General features: G+C 47.7%; 19 protein-coding genes. 8 read left to right on the top strand and 11 right to left on the bottom strand.

The features are described from left to right. The first annotated feature begins 89 nt into the window (after positions 1-89). From DYP60_RS07070 to DYP60_RS07045, 7 genes are all read left to right on the top strand, one after another. Entirely contained in the window at positions 90-461 is a 372-nt protein-coding gene (locus DYP60_RS07070) for an IS110 family transposase (protein WP_133299308.1), read from the top strand. Between the two features lie 55 nt (positions 462-516). Further along, on the top strand, positions 517-681 hold the full coding sequence (locus DYP60_RS14220; RefSeq protein WP_165849529.1) for a hypothetical protein: 165 nt from the start codon (positions 517-519) through the stop codon (positions 679-681). Positions 682-811: 130 nt separating this feature from the next. Continuing rightward, on the top strand, positions 812-1,651 hold the full coding sequence (locus DYP60_RS07065) for a sugar phosphate isomerase/epimerase family protein (RefSeq protein WP_117330201.1): 840 nt from the start codon (positions 812-814) through the stop codon (positions 1,649-1,651). Between the two features lie 610 nt (positions 1,652-2,261). Beyond that, positions 2,262-3,335, top strand: a complete 1,074-nt coding sequence (locus DYP60_RS07060; protein ID WP_117330199.1) for a Gfo/Idh/MocA family protein — start codon at positions 2,262-2,264, stop codon at positions 3,333-3,335. A gap of 14 nt (positions 3,336-3,349) precedes the next feature. Beyond that, entirely contained in the window at positions 3,350-4,342 is a 993-nt protein-coding gene (locus tag DYP60_RS07055; protein ID WP_117330197.1) for a sugar phosphate isomerase/epimerase family protein, read from the top strand. Positions 4,343-4,452: 110 nt separating this feature from the next. Further along, complete coding sequence (locus DYP60_RS07050) at positions 4,453-5,478, top strand: branched-chain amino acid aminotransferase (RefSeq protein WP_117330195.1); 1,026 nt, start codon at positions 4,453-4,455, stop codon at positions 5,476-5,478. A gap of 311 nt (positions 5,479-5,789) precedes the next feature. After that, complete coding sequence (locus tag DYP60_RS07045; protein WP_117330193.1) at positions 5,790-8,477, top strand: TolB family protein; 2,688 nt, start codon at positions 5,790-5,792, stop codon at positions 8,475-8,477. Here the strand turns inward: DYP60_RS07045 and DYP60_RS07040 are convergent. The 3 genes from DYP60_RS07040 to DYP60_RS07030 form a co-directional block, all read right to left on the bottom strand. Further along, entirely contained in the window at positions 8,449-9,642 is a 1,194-nt protein-coding gene (locus DYP60_RS07040) for a hypothetical protein (protein ID WP_133299307.1), read from the bottom strand. The two genes, DYP60_RS07045 and DYP60_RS07040, sit on opposite strands and share 29 nt — an antisense overlap. Positions 9,643-9,715: 73 nt before the next feature. Next, the gene (locus DYP60_RS07035) at positions 9,716-11,578 is read right to left on the bottom strand and encodes an ABC-F family ATP-binding cassette domain-containing protein (RefSeq protein ID WP_117330189.1); all 1,863 of its coding nucleotides are present in this window, start codon (positions 11,576-11,578) and stop codon (positions 9,716-9,718) included. A gap of 41 nt (positions 11,579-11,619) precedes the next feature. Further along, entirely contained in the window at positions 11,620-12,531 is a 912-nt protein-coding gene (locus tag DYP60_RS07030; protein WP_117330340.1) for a DMT family transporter, read from the bottom strand. 91 nt (positions 12,532-12,622) lie between these two features. Here DYP60_RS07030 and DYP60_RS07025 point away from each other — a divergent pair, with 91 nt between their 5' ends. Beyond that, positions 12,623-13,141, top strand: coding sequence for a DNA-deoxyinosine glycosylase (locus DYP60_RS07025; RefSeq protein ID WP_117330187.1), 519 nt, complete (start codon positions 12,623-12,625; stop codon positions 13,139-13,141). Here DYP60_RS07025 and DYP60_RS07020 read toward each other — a convergent pair. From DYP60_RS07020 to trpB, 8 genes are all read right to left on the bottom strand, one after another. Next, positions 13,110-13,634, bottom strand: a complete 525-nt coding sequence (locus tag DYP60_RS07020) for an HNH endonuclease (RefSeq protein ID WP_165849528.1) — start codon at positions 13,632-13,634, stop codon at positions 13,110-13,112. The genes DYP60_RS07025 and DYP60_RS07020 overlap by 32 nt on opposite strands. A gap of 320 nt (positions 13,635-13,954) precedes the next feature. Continuing rightward, positions 13,955-14,545 (bottom strand): phosphoribosylanthranilate isomerase, encoded by a 591-nt coding sequence (locus DYP60_RS07015; protein WP_117330184.1) that lies wholly within the window; start codon positions 14,543-14,545, stop codon positions 13,955-13,957. Next, entirely contained in the window at positions 14,542-15,306 is a 765-nt protein-coding gene (gene trpC / locus DYP60_RS07010; protein WP_117330182.1) for an indole-3-glycerol phosphate synthase TrpC, read from the bottom strand. The genes DYP60_RS07015 and trpC overlap by 4 nt, the downstream gene beginning before the upstream one ends. A 3-nt stretch (positions 15,307-15,309) precedes the next feature. Next, positions 15,310-16,323, bottom strand: a complete 1,014-nt coding sequence (gene trpD, locus DYP60_RS07005; RefSeq protein WP_117330180.1) for an anthranilate phosphoribosyltransferase — start codon at positions 16,321-16,323, stop codon at positions 15,310-15,312. Beyond that, positions 16,320-16,913, bottom strand: coding sequence for an anthranilate synthase component II (locus DYP60_RS07000; protein WP_117330178.1), 594 nt, complete (start codon positions 16,911-16,913; stop codon positions 16,320-16,322). The genes trpD and DYP60_RS07000 overlap by 4 nt, the downstream gene beginning before the upstream one ends. After that, the gene (locus DYP60_RS06995; protein WP_117330176.1) at positions 16,910-18,382 is read right to left on the bottom strand and encodes an anthranilate synthase component I family protein; all 1,473 of its coding nucleotides are present in this window, start codon (positions 18,380-18,382) and stop codon (positions 16,910-16,912) included. Before DYP60_RS06995 ends, DYP60_RS07000 begins: the two co-directional genes overlap by 4 nt. Positions 18,383-18,434: 52 nt before the next feature. Beyond that, on the bottom strand, positions 18,435-19,211 hold the full coding sequence (trpA, locus tag DYP60_RS06990; protein ID WP_117330174.1) for a tryptophan synthase subunit alpha: 777 nt from the start codon (positions 19,209-19,211) through the stop codon (positions 18,435-18,437). Then, on the bottom strand, positions 19,204-20,388 hold the full coding sequence (gene trpB, locus DYP60_RS06985) for a tryptophan synthase subunit beta (protein WP_117330172.1): 1,185 nt from the start codon (positions 20,386-20,388) through the stop codon (positions 19,204-19,206). The genes trpA and trpB overlap by 8 nt, the downstream gene beginning before the upstream one ends. Positions 20,389-20,421 lie beyond the last annotated feature (33 nt).

The raw sequence follows: 20,421 nt of genomic DNA, 5'->3' as shown, positions 1-20,421 counted from the left end.
AGTTTGTACCGAATCATTCAATGGTCACCGCCAGTGATGGCGGATAGGCCGGATAGGAGATTGGACGGAATCACCGAACGGAAGCTGTCTTGCCGACCAAAGCACAAGGAGGCCTTGAGATGGGCAACAAACAGCGAGAAGAGAAGATTGAACAGCTGAGCGTAGGGGTCGACCTGCACAAGAGCAATTTCACCGTCTGTGTGATGCGGGAGGATGGGGAGCTGTTGCAGGAAGAGATGTACCGGACCACGGACCAGGGGTACTGCTCGTTCGTGCAGAGGATGCATGGATGGGAAGAGGAGCTGGGATGCTCGGTGGCCCTGGCCGTGGAGACGACGGGCAATGCGAGGTTCTTCAAGAACTGGATGGAAGGCGAAGGGTTCCCCGTGGTGGTGGTGAACACCAACAAGTCCAAGGTGATCAGCCAGAGCACCAAGAAGAACGACAGGGGTAATGCTTAGCATTGTAGAAGGTGCGTACGAGTAAACCAATGTTCTGGAGAAGCGCTCTCGGGAGATGACCAGGGACGACGAGGATGTGGAACTGCTGATGACCGATTACCGGGCAATGAAGACAAGCAAGGGTTCCGGCAAGTCAATCATTGCGACGACCAGAGGGAATTGGCAAGGATCTTCTTCGCCATGCTCCAGAACAGGGAAGAACCATTTAATCCAATCTTGATGAGGCGGGACAAATATCTGCTCATCGTCGAGGAGGTTATAGGGGCTTGATCATGACGGCTCCTATAAGAAAACAAACAAAGGTTGGCAGTTTTCAAACTTAACTGTTGACTTTTTGGAGGAGATATATAATGAAATATGCTTTTAATACTTGGGCTTATAGTGATTTTCCTTGTTGGGTGCCTTCGTACTCATTTGAAGAAACTGTAAAACGTTTATCAAATATTGGCTATGATGGAATAGAATTAGGTTGTGCACAACCACAAGCTTGGCCCTATTTCATTGATAAAGAAAGAAGAAATGAAATGAAAAGATGTCTGGGTGAGAATAATATCAGAATTTCTTCAATTTTACCTGCTCCGGGTGGTGGTCCTGGTGGAAACATTGCATCAGCTTGTAAAGCTGAACGAAATTGGACAGTTCAATATTGGAAAGATTGTATAGATCTTGGATTGGAAATTGATAATTGTAAAACACTAGTTTGTGTATGTGGATGGTATATATTTGGAACCAGAAAGAGAGATGCTTGGAAATGGTCAGTAGAAGGAATATCAACAGTGGCTGAATATGCAAAACAAAATGGTGTTACTTTAGTTTTAGAGCCAACTGCTACAGACAGTAATTTAGTTGAATCTTGTGACGATGCACTAGATATTATGAATGATACTAAAATGGATAATGTTAGATTAATGTTTGATACAACACATGTTCTTTATAGAAATGAAGTACCAGTTGATTATATTTATACCATGGGTAAAGACTTAAAGCATATTCATATAGCTGATTACGACAGGAAAAGTCCCGGTACTAATGGATGTGATTTCCAAGGTATTATGCAAGCTTTAAAAGATATACATTATGATGGCTATATTACTATGGAAAATGGTTTTACATCCAGAAGTATGCATCCTGATGTAATAGCTAGAACTTCATTAGAAAATCTAAAATCAATTGAAAAAAATTTAAATTAGAATCACAAATGATAGTTTATCGGTATTTGACAAGTTAGTTTTCGCCTTTCTTTTGACTCTTGTTGGTCAAACTACCTTCTTCTATGGCCGGTACGTCATCTTGGCTACCGGCAACGCATAGGCAGCAGGTCCTTGTCTTCTCTTTAAAGTTCACATATTTTCATGAATCAAGTAAATCCTTAATTGAATATGTAAAATATTACAAGGATTGTAGCAAAATATATTAATATTGATGTCACGCTAGACTGATAAAATTCATAAATAGCTCTGTTCTTTAACTCAGCTTCATCTTCGGGTGCCTGATATAGGTTGAGATGGGAAGTGTAGTTAAATTTGAATCCAAAATCCTGTTGAACCTGAAATATCTCATGTCTCTACGGTAGGATAGATAGCTGTACTTCTCCAAGTTTGACTTGTTTTTTGTCCTTTACTACAAAAAGGTAATCTTGGATGAGTAGTATCATTACATCAACGTCCATATCATCAATTTCTTTGCTGAGCTACTGGAATATGAGTTTTTTTTATAAATACTAAAAATTACGTAAAATATTGACAAATTTACAGAAATATATATACTGAAATTAATGAATATAATCTCATAGGAGGAGCTATGCAAATCGGAATTATCGGCGCGGGAGGTATGGCCGCCTACCATGCAAAGGGGTTTACCCTTGCTGGGGCAGAGGTTGTAGGTATAGCAGATCCCAATAAGCCGCGCTCAGAAGCTTTTGCAGCAACGCACGCCATTCCTGCAACCTATCGGACACTAAAAGAAATGAAAACACAACATCCAAACCTTGATGCAGTTTCCATAGTCACTCCTAATAAATTCCATGCTTCCTTGACCATCGAGGCACTGCAGATGGGATTGCACGTGTATTGTGAAAAACCCCCTGCACGGAATGCTAGTGAGATGCAGGCAATGTATGACGAGTCGAAGCGAGCAGGGAAACTGCTTATGTTTGGATTCAACAATCGTATGCGGCCAGAAAGCAGAGCAATAGCTACCTATATTGAGCAGGGCGAGGTAGGGAGGATCAACTCCGCCCAGGCAACATGGATACGAAGAGCAGGGATTCCTGGGTTTGGTGGTTGGTTTACCGACAAGGAACTCGCAGGGGGAGGACCTGTCATAGACCTTCTGCACATGATTGATCTTGCACTCTATTTTATGGGATATCCTGAACCAAATTGTGTATTGGCTTCTACGTTTCATGATTTCATGGGTAATGCATCCTTCAAGGGACCATGGGGTATTGCTGACGGGACCGGAAAGATGGATGTGGAAACAGCTTGTCACGCGATGGTGACGTTCAAGAGTGGGCAGTGTTTGACCATTCGTAACTCCTGGGCAGAAATGAATGAGCGTGAGGTGGTAAGTACCACATTCCAGGGAACGAAAGCAGGAGGAAAGGTTGAGCGCCTTTTCGGTATTGACGGGGTGGATGAAACCAGTGTCGATTCTGCAGTCCTCTATACGGAGGAGTATGGCAGACAGGTGAACAGAACCATCATCACTGAGAAAGATGAGACCATGGGCCGCATTGCCAATGCAATGAATTTCGTGAAATGCCTCATGGAGGGGGAAAAACCGGCGAACACCCCTGAGGAAGCTCTCATTCTGATGCGCATCACTGATGCAATCTACAAAAGCAGTGAAACCGGTACATGTGTAATGCTATAGTCAGGAGGAAGAACATGAAACGATTGGTAACCTTGGCTTCAGGCCAGTTTGGCGATATGTCGCTCGATGCACTTTGTGCGCTTGCGAAGGAGATGGGCTATGAAGGGGTGGAACTAGCCACTCATGCACACTTTGATGTGCAGATGGCGCTCCACGAACCTGGATATATACAGGAAGTCAGAAACACACTGAATCACTATGGCCTGCAGTGCCAAGCAATCAGTGCACATCTAACCGGACAGTGCGTCTGCGATACATGGGATGAGCGTCTTGATGGTTTTGCACCTTCCTCTCTTGCAGGCAATCCCGAGGGGATTCGTTCCTGGGCAATCGAAGAGATGAAGGATACTGCACGAGCAGCAAAGGCTTTCGGCGTTCCGGTGGTAAACGGATTCACCGGTTCCCCCATCTGGGCACGATGGTACTCCTATCCCCAGACCAGCAGAGAGATGATCGAGGAAGGGTATCAGTTGGTCTATGATCTTTGGACTCCTATCTTTGATGTATTTGATGAATGTGGTGTTCGCTTTGCCTTGGAAGTACATCCAACAGAAATTGCCTTTGACTGGTATACCACCGAGCGCTTTTTTGAACTCTTTGGTTGGAGAGAGACCTTGGGATTGAATTTCGATCCCAGTCACTTGCTTTGGCAGGGAGTGGATGAAGTAGGGTTCGTTCGGGATTTTGCGAAACGTATCTACCATGTACATATGAAGGATGTGAAGATTAATCGTAGGAACCCACGCGGAGGTATACTTGGTTCCTTCCTGCCCTTCGGCGACACCCGCCGAAGTTGGGATTTTGTCTCGGTCGGCCATGGGGACGTTGATTTTGATGGAATTATCCGTGAACTGAACAATGCGGGGTATTCAGGTCCTCTTTCTGTGGAGTGGGAAGATTCAGGGATGGACCGGGTCTTTGGTGCTACGGAGAGTTGTTCTTACGTAAAGAAGATCAACTTCAATGCCTCTTCTGTTGCCTTCGATGCAGCATTGAAAACAGAATAATCTGATTATTATGCAGATTTTCTGCATATAAATAGACGAAATGTATATGAAGTAGTACAATGTCCCAAAATCGGACTCTTCTGAGCCCTCTTTGATTGAAGGAAGCAAATATGGAAAAGAAGAACATTGATTGGGCCAATCTCGGATTCAAGTATATCGAGACAGACAAACGGTATGTTTCCTATTGTAAGGATGGAACGTGGGACGATGGAGCAATGGTTGATGATGCCAATGTAAGCATCAATGAGTCTGCTGGTGTCTTGCAGTACTCGCAAACATGCTTCGAAGGATTGAAGGCATATACCACAGTGGATGGTCGTGTAGTCACCTTCCGTCCAGACTTAAATGCCCAGCGTATGTATGAGACTGCCGAGCGCCTTCTTATGCCTCCTTTTCCTATCGAGCGGTTCATTGATGCACTTGACCAGTTGGTACAGGCTAATCTTGCCTATGTGCCTCCCTATGGTACTGGTGCAACTCTCTATATCAGGCCCTTCCTGTTTGGCAGTGGACCGGTTATCGGGGTAGCTCCGGCTCCTGAGTATACCTTCAGGATGTTCAGTACTCCGGTGGGTCCTTATTTCAAGGGCGGTGTGAGACCTTTGAAGTTGCAGATAAGCAGCTACGATCGTGCAGCACCAAGGGGAACCGGACATATCAAGGCAGGGTTGAACTATGCCATGAGCCTGTATCCAGGATATGACGCGAAACAAAAAGGGTTTGATGAGAATATGTATCTTGATGCTTCCACCCGTACCTTTGTAGAAGAGACAGGTGGGGCAAACTTCATCTTCGTTACCAAGGACAACAAGGTGGTTACTCCCAAGAGCAATACCATCCTCCCCTCAATCACCAGAAGATCGCTCATGTATGTAGCAAAAGAGTATTTGCATCTGGAGACTGAAGAGCGTGAAGTACCGGTAAGCGAACTCTCTGAATTCGTGGAAGGTGGCTTGTGTGGTACAGCTGCTGTCCTCTCTCCCATTGGTTCCATCACCACAGAAAATGGTGTTATTACCATGCCGAGCGGAATGGAGAAAATGGGCCCAATCACCCAAAAACTCTATGATACCCTCACCGGTATCCAGATGGGTAGAATTGAAGCTCCAAAAGGCTGGATTCATACCATCGCCTGATTGATATGCATACCATTTTAGATCAAAGTCCTCACATGTATCGTGAGGGCTTTGTCTTTGCGGTTGATACAGAACTCCAGTCGCTAGCAGTGTTGAATAGAAAGCCTCCCTTTGAGCACAATAGAACTCAAGTTGTACGTCTTCCCTCAGTACACAACCACCATACTGCAGATTACGCATGAGATTTCACCCTATATTGGCAATATCTCTCATGGCTAATGTAGAAATGCGAAGAGCCCTATTCCTAGTCTGTTTACCTCATAAACAGGGTAGTGTACAGTAGTACCAGTATCTTTGGAGGTATGCCTACCATGCGAAAGTTTGTACTGCTTGTCCTTTTTGTTTCTTTTTTTGCTTCTTCTGTGTATGCCTACCAACAAATAGAGACACAGCATACCATCATCATATTTGAGGAACAGGACCAGATGTTTGCAAGGGAAGTTGCCTCCTTTGCTGATGAGGTCTATGAAAACCTTGCCTCATACCTGGATTATGAGAGCGATGGGAAAGTACCAGTTGTCATGACCGGAAAGACCGCCTGGGCCAATGGGTATTATGCTCCCTTTCCAGCCTCCATTTACTTATACATCACCAGCCCAGATGACCGATTCATTGGGAGCCGGACGGCAAGCTGGTTAAAGAGCCTCTACACCCATGAGCTGACGCACTACCTGCATCTGAATGCAAATGTAGGATTGGCCAAGGTCCTGGGATTTCTGGGTCCTGGTGTGAATGCCTTCAGCACTGTCTTTATGCCGGGCTGGTGGATTGAAGGAATAACCACCCATACCGAGACAACATTCGCGGAAGGGGGAAGGGGAGACTCGCTTCCCTTTGCACTCTCCTACCAAGTACCTTTGCAGGAAGACTCGATGTGGAGCCTTGCCCAGGGTGCATACAACGGTCCTTTCACCCCTTCTGGTCGTATCTATGTCACTGGATACCTGATGGTGGATTATTTGATCAACACCTATGGCGTTGATGCATTCAACACGATCAACAGAAAGTTTGCCGCCTTCCCGTTCTTTGGGCTTTCTCCTGCATTTCGTAAGGTAACAGGTCATTCAGCAAAAGAAATGTTCACCTTTGCCTTGGATGAACGGAAGCAGTCACTTGCTCCTGTTGCAGGAGATATCCTCAGCAAGAGGGGTCAAGGAAACTCCTATCTACCTACCGAGACAAAGATTGGGATGGTGGGTTTTAGAGAGAGCCCCTATGATGGCTCAGCGTTGTACCGGTATGCAGGGGAAAAAGAACCGGAGAGCATGTTCCCCCTTCCAATTTCCGGTCGATCATCAGTAACACTCTCCGATGAACAAGCCCTGCTCTCTGTTGAATCCATCGATCCCACTAACCCCTCAAATCTTTCCATGGTCCAAGTCAGCTACAGTGACCTCTATCTTCTGGACTTGGAGAGTCGAGAAGTTACCCGACTGACCGAGCACCAACGGCTGGTACATCCCGCTCTCAGTAGAGACGGGAAGCGGGCGGTTGCTTCTCGCATTTCCGGCACCAATTATGAGCTGATGGAAATTTACTTGGAGCAGCAATCTGTAGTGCCTTTGTATCAGGAGGAGGGCTCAAGCCTGCTTGAACCTTCCTTGAATGCAGATGGCTCACTGCTCATCTTCCTTGCACTGGAAGAAGGCAATTCAGCAATCAAGCTTCTTGATCAGAGCGGAAACGTACAAACGCTCGTTGGGCCAACACAAGATGAACTGCGTGCTCCTTTGTTTGCTGAAGATGGAACCATCCTCTTTGTTGGAGAGCATGAAGGAATATTCAGCGTTTACCGCTATGATGGGGAAGAAGATGGAACGGTAAAACTCTTGAGTGATCCTTCAGGAATCTTCGCTGCACGGATCATCAGCGGCTCCCTCATCTATGAGACCTATACCCCAGAAGGGATTGCCTTGAAATCAGTAGCGGTGGATCGTATGGAGCATGCCCCAGCCAATTTTACTGAGCCGAAGAGAGCCCCTAGAAACTTTGAAGAAGAGATAGAATACCCTGTTTTACCGTATCGGGACCACCTGCATCTCAACCTTGTGCTCCCATTCCCCTTCGTGGAAGCAAACAATATGCAACCTGGCCTCTGGTTTCATGCAACCAGTAATCTTAGAAAGCAGAGCTTGATTGGGAGTATTGGATACTCCTTCCAGGGAATGCGGCCGATTTCAAACGTGGTGTATCAATATGCCGGAGGCAACTATTCCCTCCAGCTCGCTGGTGATCTCAATGTGTATGACTACGACTCTGACACATATCTTACCAGTGCATCAGCGACGGTCGACATTCCTGCGTACTATCATGCAGGTTTTAACACTATCACACGGTTTTCCCTGCAACCATCTCTCTCGGTGATTACGAATTATTCTGTATGGGAGCGAGAGGCAACGCTTGCCCTTGGTGGGTACTCCATGTCTAGAGATTACCGTACGATCGACTTTTTTGGACCCAGCATGAATGAAGCAGTCGCTGGATTCCAAATGCTGACACAAGGAGATGCTTCCACACAGCGATTTGCCGTCTTTGCAAGCGTCATGCACCAACAGAGACTATTCTCAAGTCGCCACATGGCAAGGGCCTCTCTTTCTGGTATTACCAGCTCCCAAGGGGTAGGGAGTGCGTACCCGCTCTTCTCTTTCAGTCCTAGAGGGGATGGGGATGCAAAGGTTCGCCTCTCTGCATCCTACCTGCTTCCCCTTGCCCTCCTTGATTTTCCTTTCCTCTACGGAGGATTGACCAAGGCAGGGTTGGAACTCTCTGCACAAACCGCCTGGTACCTTGCTGATAGTACAATACAGTGGGAAGAAGCGTGGGCGCTGGGAGTGGCACTCACCGGTAACTATGTGATAGGTGGATCCTCTTCTGCCTTCCAGCCATTTGTTCGTTTTGCGTATCTTTTTGGACCTGATGATTGGAATATCACCATTGGTATAAACGGACAGGGCATCCTAGACTTTTTCCCTACCCCTGATCATGCTCCACGTCTATGACAATTCCTGTCATGAGGATCCAAGGACCGATGTGTTCGGAAAAAGAGGAATCTATATCTGCAATCTCATCCGTCCCAAAGACATACTGTAGCGTCGAAGTGAAACGCAGTCGATAGTTCTGTTTTTCAATGACCCAACCTGGAATACCCAATCCTTTCAGTCCAATCTCAACAGCGATGGTGGGGTGGAGTGATTCTACTACTGTATTGGTGAAGTCATACTGTAGATTGAAACGTTGGATACCTGCAAGCAGTTTTCCGTAGGGCACTAATCGAGGGGTAATAGGAATATTCCAGGAATACCCGATCATCCAGGATCCAACATTGAGCCGGTCTTCCTGGTCTTCCATGTCGTTGAACATTGGTCCATTCTTATGGCGAATTTCGAAACTCAAAGTCTTGTAAGAGAAGGAAAAAAGCCGGTTTTGCTGGCCGATCAAGTCATACAGGAAACCAGTGGAGAAAACAAAATCAGCAGAACGGAACTGTTTCTTCTTCCACAAGGAAACTACATCAAAACTAAAGCCTCCAAAAGAACGTCCAGTTTCCAGGTATGAGATGAACTGGGTATGCAACAGTCCTCCATCATACTGGTAGGAGAGGAAGGGACCTTGGTAGCGTTCGACCATTTCCTCATGCAAGGCAAAGGAGTGGCTTGTGTTTCTTGCAAGATACCCTAGACGTACGGAGAGGAAGGAGCTGAACTGGATACGCAGATTACCACTATATGTTTGTTCCCAGTTGTGGGAGTAATCCAGGTCAAACTCCAAGGAGAGTTTTGTCATCCCTTCCTTGTACCCGATGAGAGCACGTCCTCCGATGGAAGGATGCAGTGATAGTTCCTCGGTTGCATAGGTGAGGTCGAGGAGATCACGACCAATAAAACTATGAAGAAAATTCTGTGCTTCATCGAAGGCAAGATCTCCACTGGCAACGAATCCTACTCTTGGGGTGAATGTAAACCATTGATGCTGTAGTGGGTATGAAGCTACCAGGGAGACTACATCATAGCGTTGTTCTGTATTGATACGGTCAGTGTATCCACCACTGGTAAGACTCAAGGTAAACGATGACGAAAAGACTGCTTCCACACTAGAACCATAGGATAGTCCGTCGTCATAGTTATAGCCGAGTCCCATCGTATACCAGTCATTGTTTTTCCCCATAGTGAGTGATTCTATGCTTGCTGATACAACGGAAGAACCTGCCAACAGGATACAAACCAGAACTATCAGGTTTTTAGAGTTTTTCCGCAAGTTCCAACCACCTTTGTTCCACCATGTCAAGTTCTGCCCTTAGGTTGTGATATGTTTCGCTGCGCTCTGCAAGCGTACCCTCTTCTGTGGTTTCAGCATGGGAGAAGCTTGCTTCCAAGATATCGATACGCTGAGAGAGGCTACTCATCTTCTCTTCAAGAGCCTTAAATTCTTGCTTTTCCCGGTATGAGAGCCCTTTCTGCTCTGATCTCCTTGATGCTTTTTGTACCGAAACCTCTGGTATTTCTTTCTGTTTGGACTGTGCACTTTGCATTCGCTCTTTCCACTCACTGTAGCGCTGCGCCTCATAGCGCACTGACCCACCTTCCTCAAGCACAAACAGCTCGTCGCATGTGAGATCGAGGAATGCACGGTCATGGGAGACGATGAGTACACACCCTTCAAAATCTTGGATGTACTGTTCCAAGTTCTCCATGGTAGGGAGGTCCAGGTCATTTGTCGGTTCATCCAACATCAGGAAATTAGGATTGGAGAGAAGCCTGGAGACTAAATAGAGTCTTCGCTTCTCTCCTCCTGAGAGGGTAGCGATTGCACTTCTGTGCATCGATGTGGGGAATCCAAAAAGCTCCAGGAATTTTGCAGCACTCACTACCTGAGTAGGGCCGAGCACTACCTGGGTGGCAATCTCTTCCACAAACTCCAAAATGGTTTTCCCACTTTCAAGATTCCTTCCTGTCTGGTCGTAGTAGGCAAAAATGGTATTTACACCGATATCAAGGGTACCACTGTCACTTGCAAGATGCCCACAGAGCATATCGAGCAGTGTGGTTTTTCCACTCCCGTTCGGTCCTACCACCCCGATCTTCTTTCCCTTGGTAAAGGAAAATGAGAAATCAGCAATGACCGTTTCTCCGTTGAACGCTTTACTGAGATGTTTTGCTTCAAGAATCTTCTTCCCCAACCGTCTGCTTGCTGATTGAAAGGATTTCTGTGCCTGGTCTCCAACAGTGGCTTGGTTTTCCAGCATCGCCTCAATGCGGTCTTTTCTGCCGCTGTCCTTTCCAGTGCGGGCCTTTGGGCCACGTCTGAGCCAAGCAAGTTCTCTCCTGAGAATGGTACTCAGTCTGTCCTGTTCTTTCTGCAACCGTTCAATGCGTTGTTCACGTCGTGCAAGGTAGTCAGCAAATGAGCCAGGATGAAGATAGATTTGACCTCCATCCAACTCCAGAATCGTTGAACAGACAGTATCGAGAAAATAGCGGTCATGGGTAACCAGTATGATGGTTGCAGGGCTTCCTTTCAGGTAGGACTCCATCCATTCAATCGTTTCGATGTCAAGGTGGTTGGTCGGCTCGTCGAGCAGCAACATGGTTGGATGAGCAGCAAGCACTCGGGCAATTGCTACCTTCTTTTGCATGCCTCCAGAGAGTGTAGCCATGGGGGAATCCATGATGTCATAGAGCCCTAGCTCACCGAGCAGGGAGCTATAGTCACTCTGGAGGTTCCATCCATCGAGGCTTTCCATTAATTCACTTTGCTTGATCAGATTCGCTTCATCTTCTGGGTGAGAGAGGGCATGCTGGTAAGCGTTCCAAGCGGCAATTCTCATTCCACTTCCCTGCAGCAGATAGGAAGAGACTGTTTCTTTTTCCCTGAATTGCACTCCCTGTTCCAGCATAACCAAGTCGGTGCCATTTTTCATTGCGATGGTTCCGCTGTCCGGAGATATGTGTCCTGCGAGAATTTTGAGAAAGGTTGATTTACCTTCTCCGTTTCGACCGATCAGGGCAACATGGTCCCCCTCTTCCAGTCCAAAGCTTACATTCTGAAACAGCGGTTCGTCTTTGAGGGTCTTTGAGACCGATTCCAATGAGAGTACATTCATATCTTGAGCGTAGCGAAATGTGGATAGCTAGGCAAGATACTTCAGGCTGCAAGAAACAGCACAGCAACCCCTGCGATGGAGAGCAGCGTGCCTCCAAGGCTGGCAGGTGTGACATCCTTATGCAGTATGAAGCGGTCGAAAGGAAGAAGGAGTATGGGGGAGATTTGGGTAATGGTGGTAACAATCCCTACCGGTGCCAGGGTAAATGCCTTCATCTGGCTCGTCATCCCCAACACTGGTCCAGCGAGAGCGGCAAAGAGGAGGAGGAGCAAGATTCGTGGCTTTTTTACCAGCGCGAAGTGTTGCCTGCCATTCTTCTTGTACAGGAAGTTGTAGATAATGAACAGGGAGAGTCCACCAACGTTGCGTAATAGATTTGTCGAAACCGGACCGGTCTCGTCCATCGCAAATTTAGCCATGAGAAACGAGACCGATTGCAAAACTGAAGCAAGGATGGCGAATAGCAAGCCAGTTGAGCGATCTTTCTGTTCTTGTTGTGCACGTAGTGGTTTGCCCTCGAGCAGAACCATCAGCAACACTCCGAGGATGGTGGTGAGAATGCCCAGGACCTGAATTCCATTCAGTTTTTCAGAGAAAAGGAAGAATCCAAAAATGGCGGTTACCACTGGGGAAAGCGTCATGATCACCATTGATTCCCTGCTTCCCAGCAGTATATAGGCTTGAAAGAGCAATTTATCGGTAATGAAGTACCCAAGTGCACCGCTGGTTAAGAGAAAAAAGTACGTTCGTGGAGAAAGAGAAAGGGGAAACCAGATGCCTTCCATTGCATAGGTAAGCAGGACGATGGCTGGCAAGGCAAGCCACATACGGATGTGTGCTACGGCATCAGAACCGACCTGCTTTCCCAGATGACGGTAGATGATGGAATTCTGCGCCCAACAGGCAGCAGTGACGAGTGCGAGCAACTGTCCGAGTATAAGATTGCTATCCATGATAGAGAACAGTATCACGTCTTGAAATTCTGTACAATTGACGGAAGGATAACCAGCAGATAGAATGAGGGCTAATCCATAGGAGTATTCCATGTTGCACGGATTCCCCCCGATCGAAAGTCCCAGTAGTACCGCTCTTATCCTAGGTACCGGTCCCAGTGTCAGATCTGCCTTGAAACAGCAGTACTATGGCCATGAAAGGAATGCTTTCTGGCCGATCATGCGTGACCTGCTAGGTGGTGAGATTGAACATTACGAGCAGAAGTGGGAGTTGTTGCTCTCTCACGATATAGCCCTGTGGGATGTCCTTTCAGCCTTCGAGCGGAAGGGCTCTGCCGATTCTGCATACACAACGGTGATACCAAATGATTTCACACAATTTTTCCAGGGACACCCTGCAATACAAAGAGTACTGTTCAACGGGAAAAAAGCACAAGCGTTCTACATGCGCCTTGTGGGCTATCTCCCTGAATCCTGCGAATTCCTCTGCATGCCTTCCACCAGCCCTGCCTACACACTCAGCTTTGAAGAGAAGCGTGAGCTTTGGGCAAAAGGCTTGGGTCTGCAGCAAGTTTCGTTCAAAAAACACTCTCCAGACAAAAACAGGTAAGCTTTTTTTCCGTATTCCACTCGATGCAGGCAGACTTATTTCTGCATGTTCCGCAGAGTTGTTCGATAGTATCCTCTCGGATGTTCATGGTCCCTTTCTCTTCATGCAGTTCGAAAAGCTGCTTCAGATACTTTCCTGCAACCAGGCAATGCAGATTATCCTTTCTTTTCAAACCAAGCCACACGAAAACGCCTTTGTCTCCTCGAGAGGTATTGCAGCTCCGGCAGGACCATACCATGTTGTCCGCAGAATCCTTACCACCTCTACTGCGTGGAATCAGGTGATCCATGTGCAAATTCTCCTGTGCCCCGCAAAAAACGCATTCCTTCGGAAGCTCCTGTTCTCTTTGCCATTCCCGAATGGTCCCCGATATCGTGATCTTGCCGTCACGAAGGGCCTTGAACCTGTTTGACACGAATCCGTAATTTATTTTTCCGTTGAACGCAGACCGGGATATGAGTTTCGCATACTCATAAAAAAGCTCTTCCTGCATGGTTTTTACATACTTGGGTGGCATATTTTTCCCCCGTGCGCAGATGTGATTGCATTGCAATGCCCTGTTGAAAAGTAACTATTCAATCTGTTAGACCATACCAATAAAGTAGAACATTGTAAAGGATTCCTGCATGCTGGAATAAAAGGATTTCCCCTCGAAGACAGAAAGAGAGATTTTCTGTTGAACTTTTATCATATCCCGTTCAGAGAATTAGTATCAAATGGTCCAGCAGGTTTTTAGCCTTGCCTTGCGCTTCCCATCCAGTAACATGGACCAGTGGCATGTATGGGGGATGTGAGTTATGCATTATGATGGATTCATAGTGCATGAGCGATAGCCGTTGCCTGCAACATGAGATGCCGTTGCTTTTCTCCATGTTCTTCCAACCCACTGCTCAGATCGACTGCGTAGGGGCCGACGGTTTTAATTGCTTTCTCCAGGTTCCCTGCATGTAATCCTCCTGCAAGAAAGAGCGGTTTGTCATATCCATGAGCTTGGTTCCAGTCGAACACCTTTCCACTTCCTCCCGTTGCCCCATCGAGCAAGATATAGTCTGCTGAGGTGGAGGCTTTTTCTGCATTACGTGGGCTGCACACTGCTTTGATAATGGGAAGCTGACAGAGAGAGCGAAGGGCTAGGAGGTACGCTTCATCCTCCCCTCCATGCAACTGGATGAGGTCAATGATTCCCTCGTTCACTATGTGAGCGATATGCATTACCGGTTCATCGACAAACACTCCCACAACCGAAACTGAAGGGATTACGCGTGTACGCAGATTGGCTGCAACCTCCCTGCTTATCTGTCTCCTACTTGGAGCGAAGACAAACCCAATATAGTCACATCCAGCCTCATTGGCCCATTCGATATGCGCTTCATTTTGCATGCCGCAGAGTTTGATTTTAGTCATACCTTCAACTCCGCTATGGCTTTTGCTCGATTACGGCTTTTCATCAGCTGTTCTCCCACCAAGATTGCAGAGAACCCTGCACTCTTGAGCGTCATTGCATCCTCTCTTCCTTGAATACCACTCTCACTTACCGAAATCACAGAGGAGGGAATCATGGATGAAAGCCGTATGCTTGTTCCAAGATCGACGAGAAAGGTTCTCAGGTTGCGATTGTTCACTCCGATGATGGCTGCTCCTACCTTCAGTGCCATCTCAAGCTCCGTCTCATCGTGTACCTCAACCAAGGCATCCATGCCAAGACTTCTGGTGAGTGCAAGAAAGGATGCCAATGTTTGTGTATCAAGCAGGGCTGCGATGAGCAGAAGTGCGGAAGCGCCCAGAATTCGCGATTCCAGGATCTGGTAGGGAGTGATGATGAAATCCTTCCGTAGGAGGGGAAGGGAAACGGCTTTTTCAATGGAGGTCAGATAGGCATCATCACCAAGGAAACGAGTAGGTTCGGTGAGTACGCTTAATGCGGAGGCTCCACCCTTTTCATATTCTTCAGCAATAGCGATTGGATCAAAGGAAGAAGCAATTACTCCCTTTGAAGGGGATGCGTGTTTCACTTCTGCGATAACAGCAAGGTGAGACCCTCCCAATGCATGCTTGAATGGTTGATCTTCCAGTACGCAGGAGAATGCCTGTGCTTCGAGGGTTACCGGCTCTTTCTTTTGGTACCGCTCAGCAGTACTTGCAGCGAGCGTTTGCAGGATGTCCATACCTTACTCCTCGTTGGACAGCTTTACGAACGCATCGAGTTGCTGTAGAGCTTTCCCGCTGTCGATTGCTTCCCTTGCCATGTCGATACCTTCTGCTATACTGCTTGCTTTCCCTGCGATATAGAGCGCACAACCACTATTGAGCAGTACAATATCTCGTTTGGGCCCATGGAGCGTGCCACTGAGAATGGATCGGGTAATCCCGGCATTTTCCTCTGCATCGCCTCCGGTGAGATCCTCTTGGCTGCATCGTTCCAGTGAGAATTGTTCAGGGGTGATTGAATAGTGTGTGAAGGTACCATCCTGCACTTCACAGATATTGGTCTTTCCTGTCAAGGTGATTTCATCCATACCATCTTCCCCGCAGACCACCATTCCCCGCTTTACTCCAAGGTTGGTCATCACCTGAGCCAAGGGAATAATGAGGCTCTCATCGTATACACCCATGAGTTGCAGGGAAGCTCCTGCAGGATTGGCCAAAGGACCGAGAATATTGAACACGGTTCTGATACCCAACTCCTTTCGTACCGGTGCGACATATTTCATGCTGATGTGGTAATTCTGGGCAAAGAGAAAGCAGAGTCCAATCGCATCCAGTATTGCTTTGCTTCTCTGTTCATCAACCTGGATGTTTACTCCCAGCTTTTCAAAAACATCGGCAGCTCCGCAAGCAGAGGAGGCAGCGCGATTGCCATGTTTGGCAACCGGTACCCCCATGCTGGAGATGACGATACTGCTGGTTGATGAGATATTGAAGGTTTTAAGGTGGTCCCCACCGGTACCCACGATTTCAAGGACCGGTAGGTCATGCAGCAGGCGAATGCAGTGGCTTCTCATACTCTCTGCACAGGCGGTAATCTCCTCGATTGTCTCACCCTTTAGGGAGAGGGCAGTGAGAAAACTACTCATCTGCACAGGGGTGGCCTTGCCTTCCATGATTTCATGCATGACAGACAATGCTGTGCGGTAGTCCAGGTCCTGTTTCATACTGAGTTGCTTGATGGCTTCTCGTATCATTGTGTTGCTCCTTGGGTATCTTTTGCGAGGGTTAGGAAATTTCCCAACATCGTTTTCCCTGAGGGGGTAAGGATCGATTCTGGGTGGAATTGCACGCCATAGATGGGATACTGGTTGTGTTGTATTGCCATGACCTGTCCATCTTCTGTCCATCCTGTAAGGGTGAGAGAGGAGGGAAGGCTCTTTGGGTCAACGCTAAGGGAGTGGTAGCGACCTACCCGTTCTTCTCGTCCTAGATTGTGGAAAAGGGGGGAGGTGTGATCAAGTACACAGCTGGACTGTTTCCCATGGTAGAGCTTTTTTGCGTAGGTGACGGTAGCACCGAACGCAGTAGCGATGGCTTGATGTCCTAGGCAGACTCCAAGTATTGGAACCGTAGGTCCCAGTTGCTGTACGAGGCTGATGATGACTCCTGCATTTTCACAGGTCCCCGGACCTGGGGAAATGATGATTGCCTGAAGAGCAAGTGTCGCAATTTCCTCTACAGTCATTGCATCATTTCGAATCACCTTGATCTCTGGCTCCAAGGCTCCTACCATCTGATAGAGGTTGTATGAGAAGCTGTCATAGTTGTCGATCAATAGGATCATAGGATACCTCCTGAAGCTCTTTGCAAGGCTTCCTCCACCGCTTTTGCTTTTCGTTCACATTCGGCATACTCACTCTCCGCTACGCTGTCTGCTACAATACCCGCTCCACTTCGTACATACACCGTATTCCCTTTTCGGTATGCTAGGCGTATGGCAATACAGGTATCCATGTTCTGATTGCTCCCGATATAGCCAACAGCCCCTCCATAGATGCCACGTTGTGTGTGTTCCAGCTCCTCGATAATCTGGCAGGCACGAAGCTTGGGTGCACCGCTTAGGGTTCCTGCAGGGAGTACTGAGGCTATGGCCGAGAGGGCATCATGATCTTTTCGTATGGTTCCCTTTACGGTGGACCCGATGTGCATTACATGGCTGTAGCGTTGGATTTGGAGATAGGATTCCACCTCAACACTGCCAAATTCACATACCTTTCCAAGGTCATTGCGGCCAAGATCGACCAGCATATTATGTTCTGCAAGTTCTTTCTCATCGCTAAGAAGATCCCTTTCGTTTGCAAGATCCTCCTCTTCGGTCTCTCCCCGTCTTCGGGTACCGGCGAGAGGGAAGGTGTGCAGGATGCCATCTTGTAAATTGACCAAGGTTTCTGGCGAAGCACCGGCAAGTTCAATCTCATTGCCCGAGAAGTAGAACATATACGGGGATGGATTGATGGTCCTCAGTGCCCGATAGGTGTCCATTAGGCTCCCTTCGAATGCAGCTTCCCAACGATTGGAAAGCACCACTTGAAAGATATCTCCTTCCCTGATGTAGTGTTTTGCCTTATCCACCATGGTGCAGTAGGTGTTTTTGCTGAAGAGCGGTCGTAGAGGTTCTTTCAATACACCTGTGAAGTGTGTAAGAGGAGCCTCGCTTTGCACGATCTTGAGCATTGCAAGCAACCGTCTCTGAGCTTTTGTGTATCCCTGAGAACCCTCGCTTGCTCGGTAGGTAACGATGAGGGTTAAAACCTGGCGGTAGTGATCGAAGCAGATGACCTGATCAAAGAACATGAGATCGAGGTCCTTGAAGGCTTCATCCTCCGTGTAGTCAAGAAGCAGATGTGACTCCTGGTATTTGATGTAGTCATAACTGAAGTATCCAACGAGACCACCAGTGAAAGGAGGTAGCTTATCGATAGGGAGACTCTTGTACTCCTTCAGTACCCTTCTGATTACCTTCTCTGGATGTTCTTCTGATGTCGCTATGCTTCCATCCCGGTGTTGTACGGTGGTGAGATGGTCTTGGGTCGAAAGGGCCAACAAGGGGTCGTATCCGAGGAAGGAGTACCGTCCCCATCTTTGACGGCTGTCGACACTCTCGAGCAAAAAACAGTGGGAAGTCTCTGTCTTCAAACGAGAAAGCAGGGTGATAGGCGTGTGTTGGTCACAAAGTATTTCGAGGGTGAGTGGAAGGTAGCCATCTTCATCTTGATAGGCCAGTGCTGCTTCCTGTGTTGGATAATACTGCATGCATACTCCTTCTGTTTCTATAGAAAGAAACTGTTCGGGTAAAAAAAAGACATCATACCATGATGGCTTGCTTCATCTGTTGGACATATCGGGAGACCGGTTGAACGCTTTCACTCCCTTTCTCGGCAATAATGTTCATGATTGCTGAACCTACGATAATGCCATCTGCATAGGAAGCAATAAGGTGGGCTTGTTCTGGAGTGTGAATCCCAAATCCTACTGCACACGGGGTGTTGCTATGTGCTTTTGCAAGCTCTACCATTTCCTTAGCATTGTCGGTAAGGCTGGCTCTCATCCCTGTTACTCCTAGGGAACTGACGCAGTAGAGAAAACCTTCGCTGTTTTTTGAGACCGTGATGATCCGCTCTCTACTTGTCGGGGAGATCATGCTGATCAACTTGATCTCATGGGTTTTGCATGAGCCCTTGATTTCTCCCTGCTCCTCATAAGGAAGGTCAGGGATAATCATTCCGTCGAGACCGGCCTGTTTTGCACTCATCAGAAATCGATCTTTCTGATACCGGTATACCGGGTTGAGGTAGGTCATGCAGACCAAGGGAATCTGCGTATGATTTCTCAGTCGCTCAATCAAGGTGAAAAGGTCATGAATCTTGAATCCTGATGCGAGAGCACGTTCATCTGCCTGCTGGATTACTGGGCCTTCTGCGATGGGGTCAGAGAAGGGAAGTCCCAGTTCGACCAGGTCAGCTCCTGAATCTACCATAGCGAGTACCAACTCTTCTGTCAGTGAAATGTCTGGGTCAGCACAGGTCACGAAGGGGATGAAAGCTTTTCCGTTAGAAAATGCGTTTTGGATACGATCATTCATAGAGTGTCTCTCCTTGGTAACGGGCGATTGCTGCCACATCCTTGTCCCCCCGTCCAGAGAGATTAACCACGATGATTTTTTCCTTATCCAGGGTAGGAGCAAGCTTCATGGTATAGGCGAGTGCATGGGCACTCTCAATGGCACAGATGATCCCCTCTTTTCTGCTGAGATACGTGAAGGCATCGACCGCTTCAGCATCTGTGATCGGTACATATGTTGCTCGTTTGGTGGCAAACAGCTGGGCATGCTCCGGGCCGATACCTGGATAGTCTAGTCCAGCACTGATGGAGTAAACTTCATCGATTTGACCATCCTCATTCTGGCAGAAGATGCTTTTCATACCATGGAAGACTCCCTCGCTTCCCCTGGTTAGGGTTGCTGCATGTTTCTTGGTGTTTATTCCCTTTCCCGCCGCTTCACACCCAACGAGATGAACCGATGGTTCTCCTATGAATTCATGGAAGATTCCAATGGCATTCGATCCTCCTCCTACACAGGCAATGATGTAGTCGGGCAATTTCCCTTCTGCTGCAAGTATCTGGGTTCTTACTTCCCGACCGATGATTTTCTGGAAATCCCGAACCATCGTAGGAAAGGGGTGTGGACCCATGACAGAGCCGAGCACGTAGTGGGTGTCATCGATTCTCTTGGTCCACTCCCGCATCGTTTCACTGACAGCGTCCTTGAGGGTTTGGGTACCGCTCTCCACCGGGTGGACCGTTGCACCAAGCAAGCGCATACGGTAGACGTTGAGTGCCTGGCGCTGGCAATCAACCTTTCCCATGAAAATTTCACACTCAAGTCCCATGAGTGCGGCAACCGTGGCTGTGGCAACCCCATGCTGTCCCGCACCGGTCTCAGCTATTACCCGCTTTTTTCCCATGTGCTTGGCCAGTAGGCATTGCCCGAGAACATTGTTGATTTTATGGGATCCTGTATGATTCAGGTCTTCCCGTTTGAGATACACTTTCGCTCCCCCAAGGTCCTCTGTTACATTCTCTGCAAAGGTCAGGAGACTTGGCCTCGAAGCATAGTTCGTGTAGAGGGTATTGAGTTCTTCTTGGAAGGTGGCATCACCCTTGAGCCTGTCATAGGCTGCTTCCAGTTCTAGGATGGCACTCATTAGGGTTTCTGGGATATACCTGCCGCCGTAGGGGCCGAATCGTCCTGGTTCCATGCATGACTCCTTGAGATAGGAGCATATATGTTT

Source organism: Sphaerochaeta halotolerans, assembly GCF_003429665.1.
GTDB classification, from domain to species: Bacteria; Spirochaetota; Spirochaetia; order Sphaerochaetales; family Sphaerochaetaceae; genus Sphaerochaeta; species Sphaerochaeta halotolerans.
This window is presented reverse-complemented; position numbering and strand designations above follow the sequence as displayed.

Coding starts and splice junctions, on each gene's coding strand:
- DYP60_RS14220 (WP_165849529.1), top strand. CDS start 517: ATGACCAGGGACGACGAGGATGTGGAACTGCTGATGACCGATTACCGG.
- DYP60_RS07065 (WP_117330201.1), top strand. CDS start 812: ATGAAATATGCTTTTAATACTTGGGCTTATAGTGATTTTCCTTGTTGG.
- DYP60_RS07060 (WP_117330199.1), top strand. CDS start 2,262: ATGCAAATCGGAATTATCGGCGCGGGAGGTATGGCCGCCTACCATGCA.
- DYP60_RS07055 (WP_117330197.1), top strand. CDS start 3,350: ATGAAACGATTGGTAACCTTGGCTTCAGGCCAGTTTGGCGATATGTCG.
- DYP60_RS07050 (WP_117330195.1), top strand. CDS start 4,453: ATGGAAAAGAAGAACATTGATTGGGCCAATCTCGGATTCAAGTATATC.
- DYP60_RS07045 (WP_117330193.1), top strand. CDS start 5,790: ATGCGAAAGTTTGTACTGCTTGTCCTTTTTGTTTCTTTTTTTGCTTCT.
- DYP60_RS07040 (WP_133299307.1), bottom strand. CDS start 9,642: ATGGGGAAAAACAATGACTGGTATACGATGGGACTCGGCTATAACTAT.
- DYP60_RS07035 (WP_117330189.1), bottom strand. CDS start 11,578: ATGAATGTACTCTCATTGGAATCGGTCTCAAAGACCCTCAAAGACGAA.
- DYP60_RS07030 (WP_117330340.1), bottom strand. CDS start 12,531: ATGGATAGCAATCTTATACTCGGACAGTTGCTCGCACTCGTCACTGCT.
- DYP60_RS07025 (WP_117330187.1), top strand. CDS start 12,623: ATGTTGCACGGATTCCCCCCGATCGAAAGTCCCAGTAGTACCGCTCTT.
- DYP60_RS07020 (WP_165849528.1), bottom strand. CDS start 13,634: ATGCAGGAAGAGCTTTTTTATGAGTATGCGAAACTCATATCCCGGTCT.
- DYP60_RS07015 (WP_117330184.1), bottom strand. CDS start 14,545: ATGACTAAAATCAAACTCTGCGGCATGCAAAATGAAGCGCATATCGAA.
- trpC (WP_117330182.1), bottom strand. CDS start 15,306: ATGGACATCCTGCAAACGCTCGCTGCAAGTACTGCTGAGCGGTACCAA.
- trpD (WP_117330180.1), bottom strand. CDS start 16,323: ATGATACGAGAAGCCATCAAGCAACTCAGTATGAAACAGGACCTGGAC.
- DYP60_RS07000 (WP_117330178.1), bottom strand. CDS start 16,913: ATGATCCTATTGATCGACAACTATGACAGCTTCTCATACAACCTCTAT.
- DYP60_RS06995 (WP_117330176.1), bottom strand. CDS start 18,382: ATGCAGTATTATCCAACACAGGAAGCAGCACTGGCCTATCAAGATGAA.
- trpA (WP_117330174.1), bottom strand. CDS start 19,211: ATGAATGATCGTATCCAAAACGCATTTTCTAACGGAAAAGCTTTCATC.
- trpB (WP_117330172.1), bottom strand. CDS start 20,388: ATGGAACCAGGACGATTCGGCCCCTACGGCGGCAGGTATATCCCAGAA.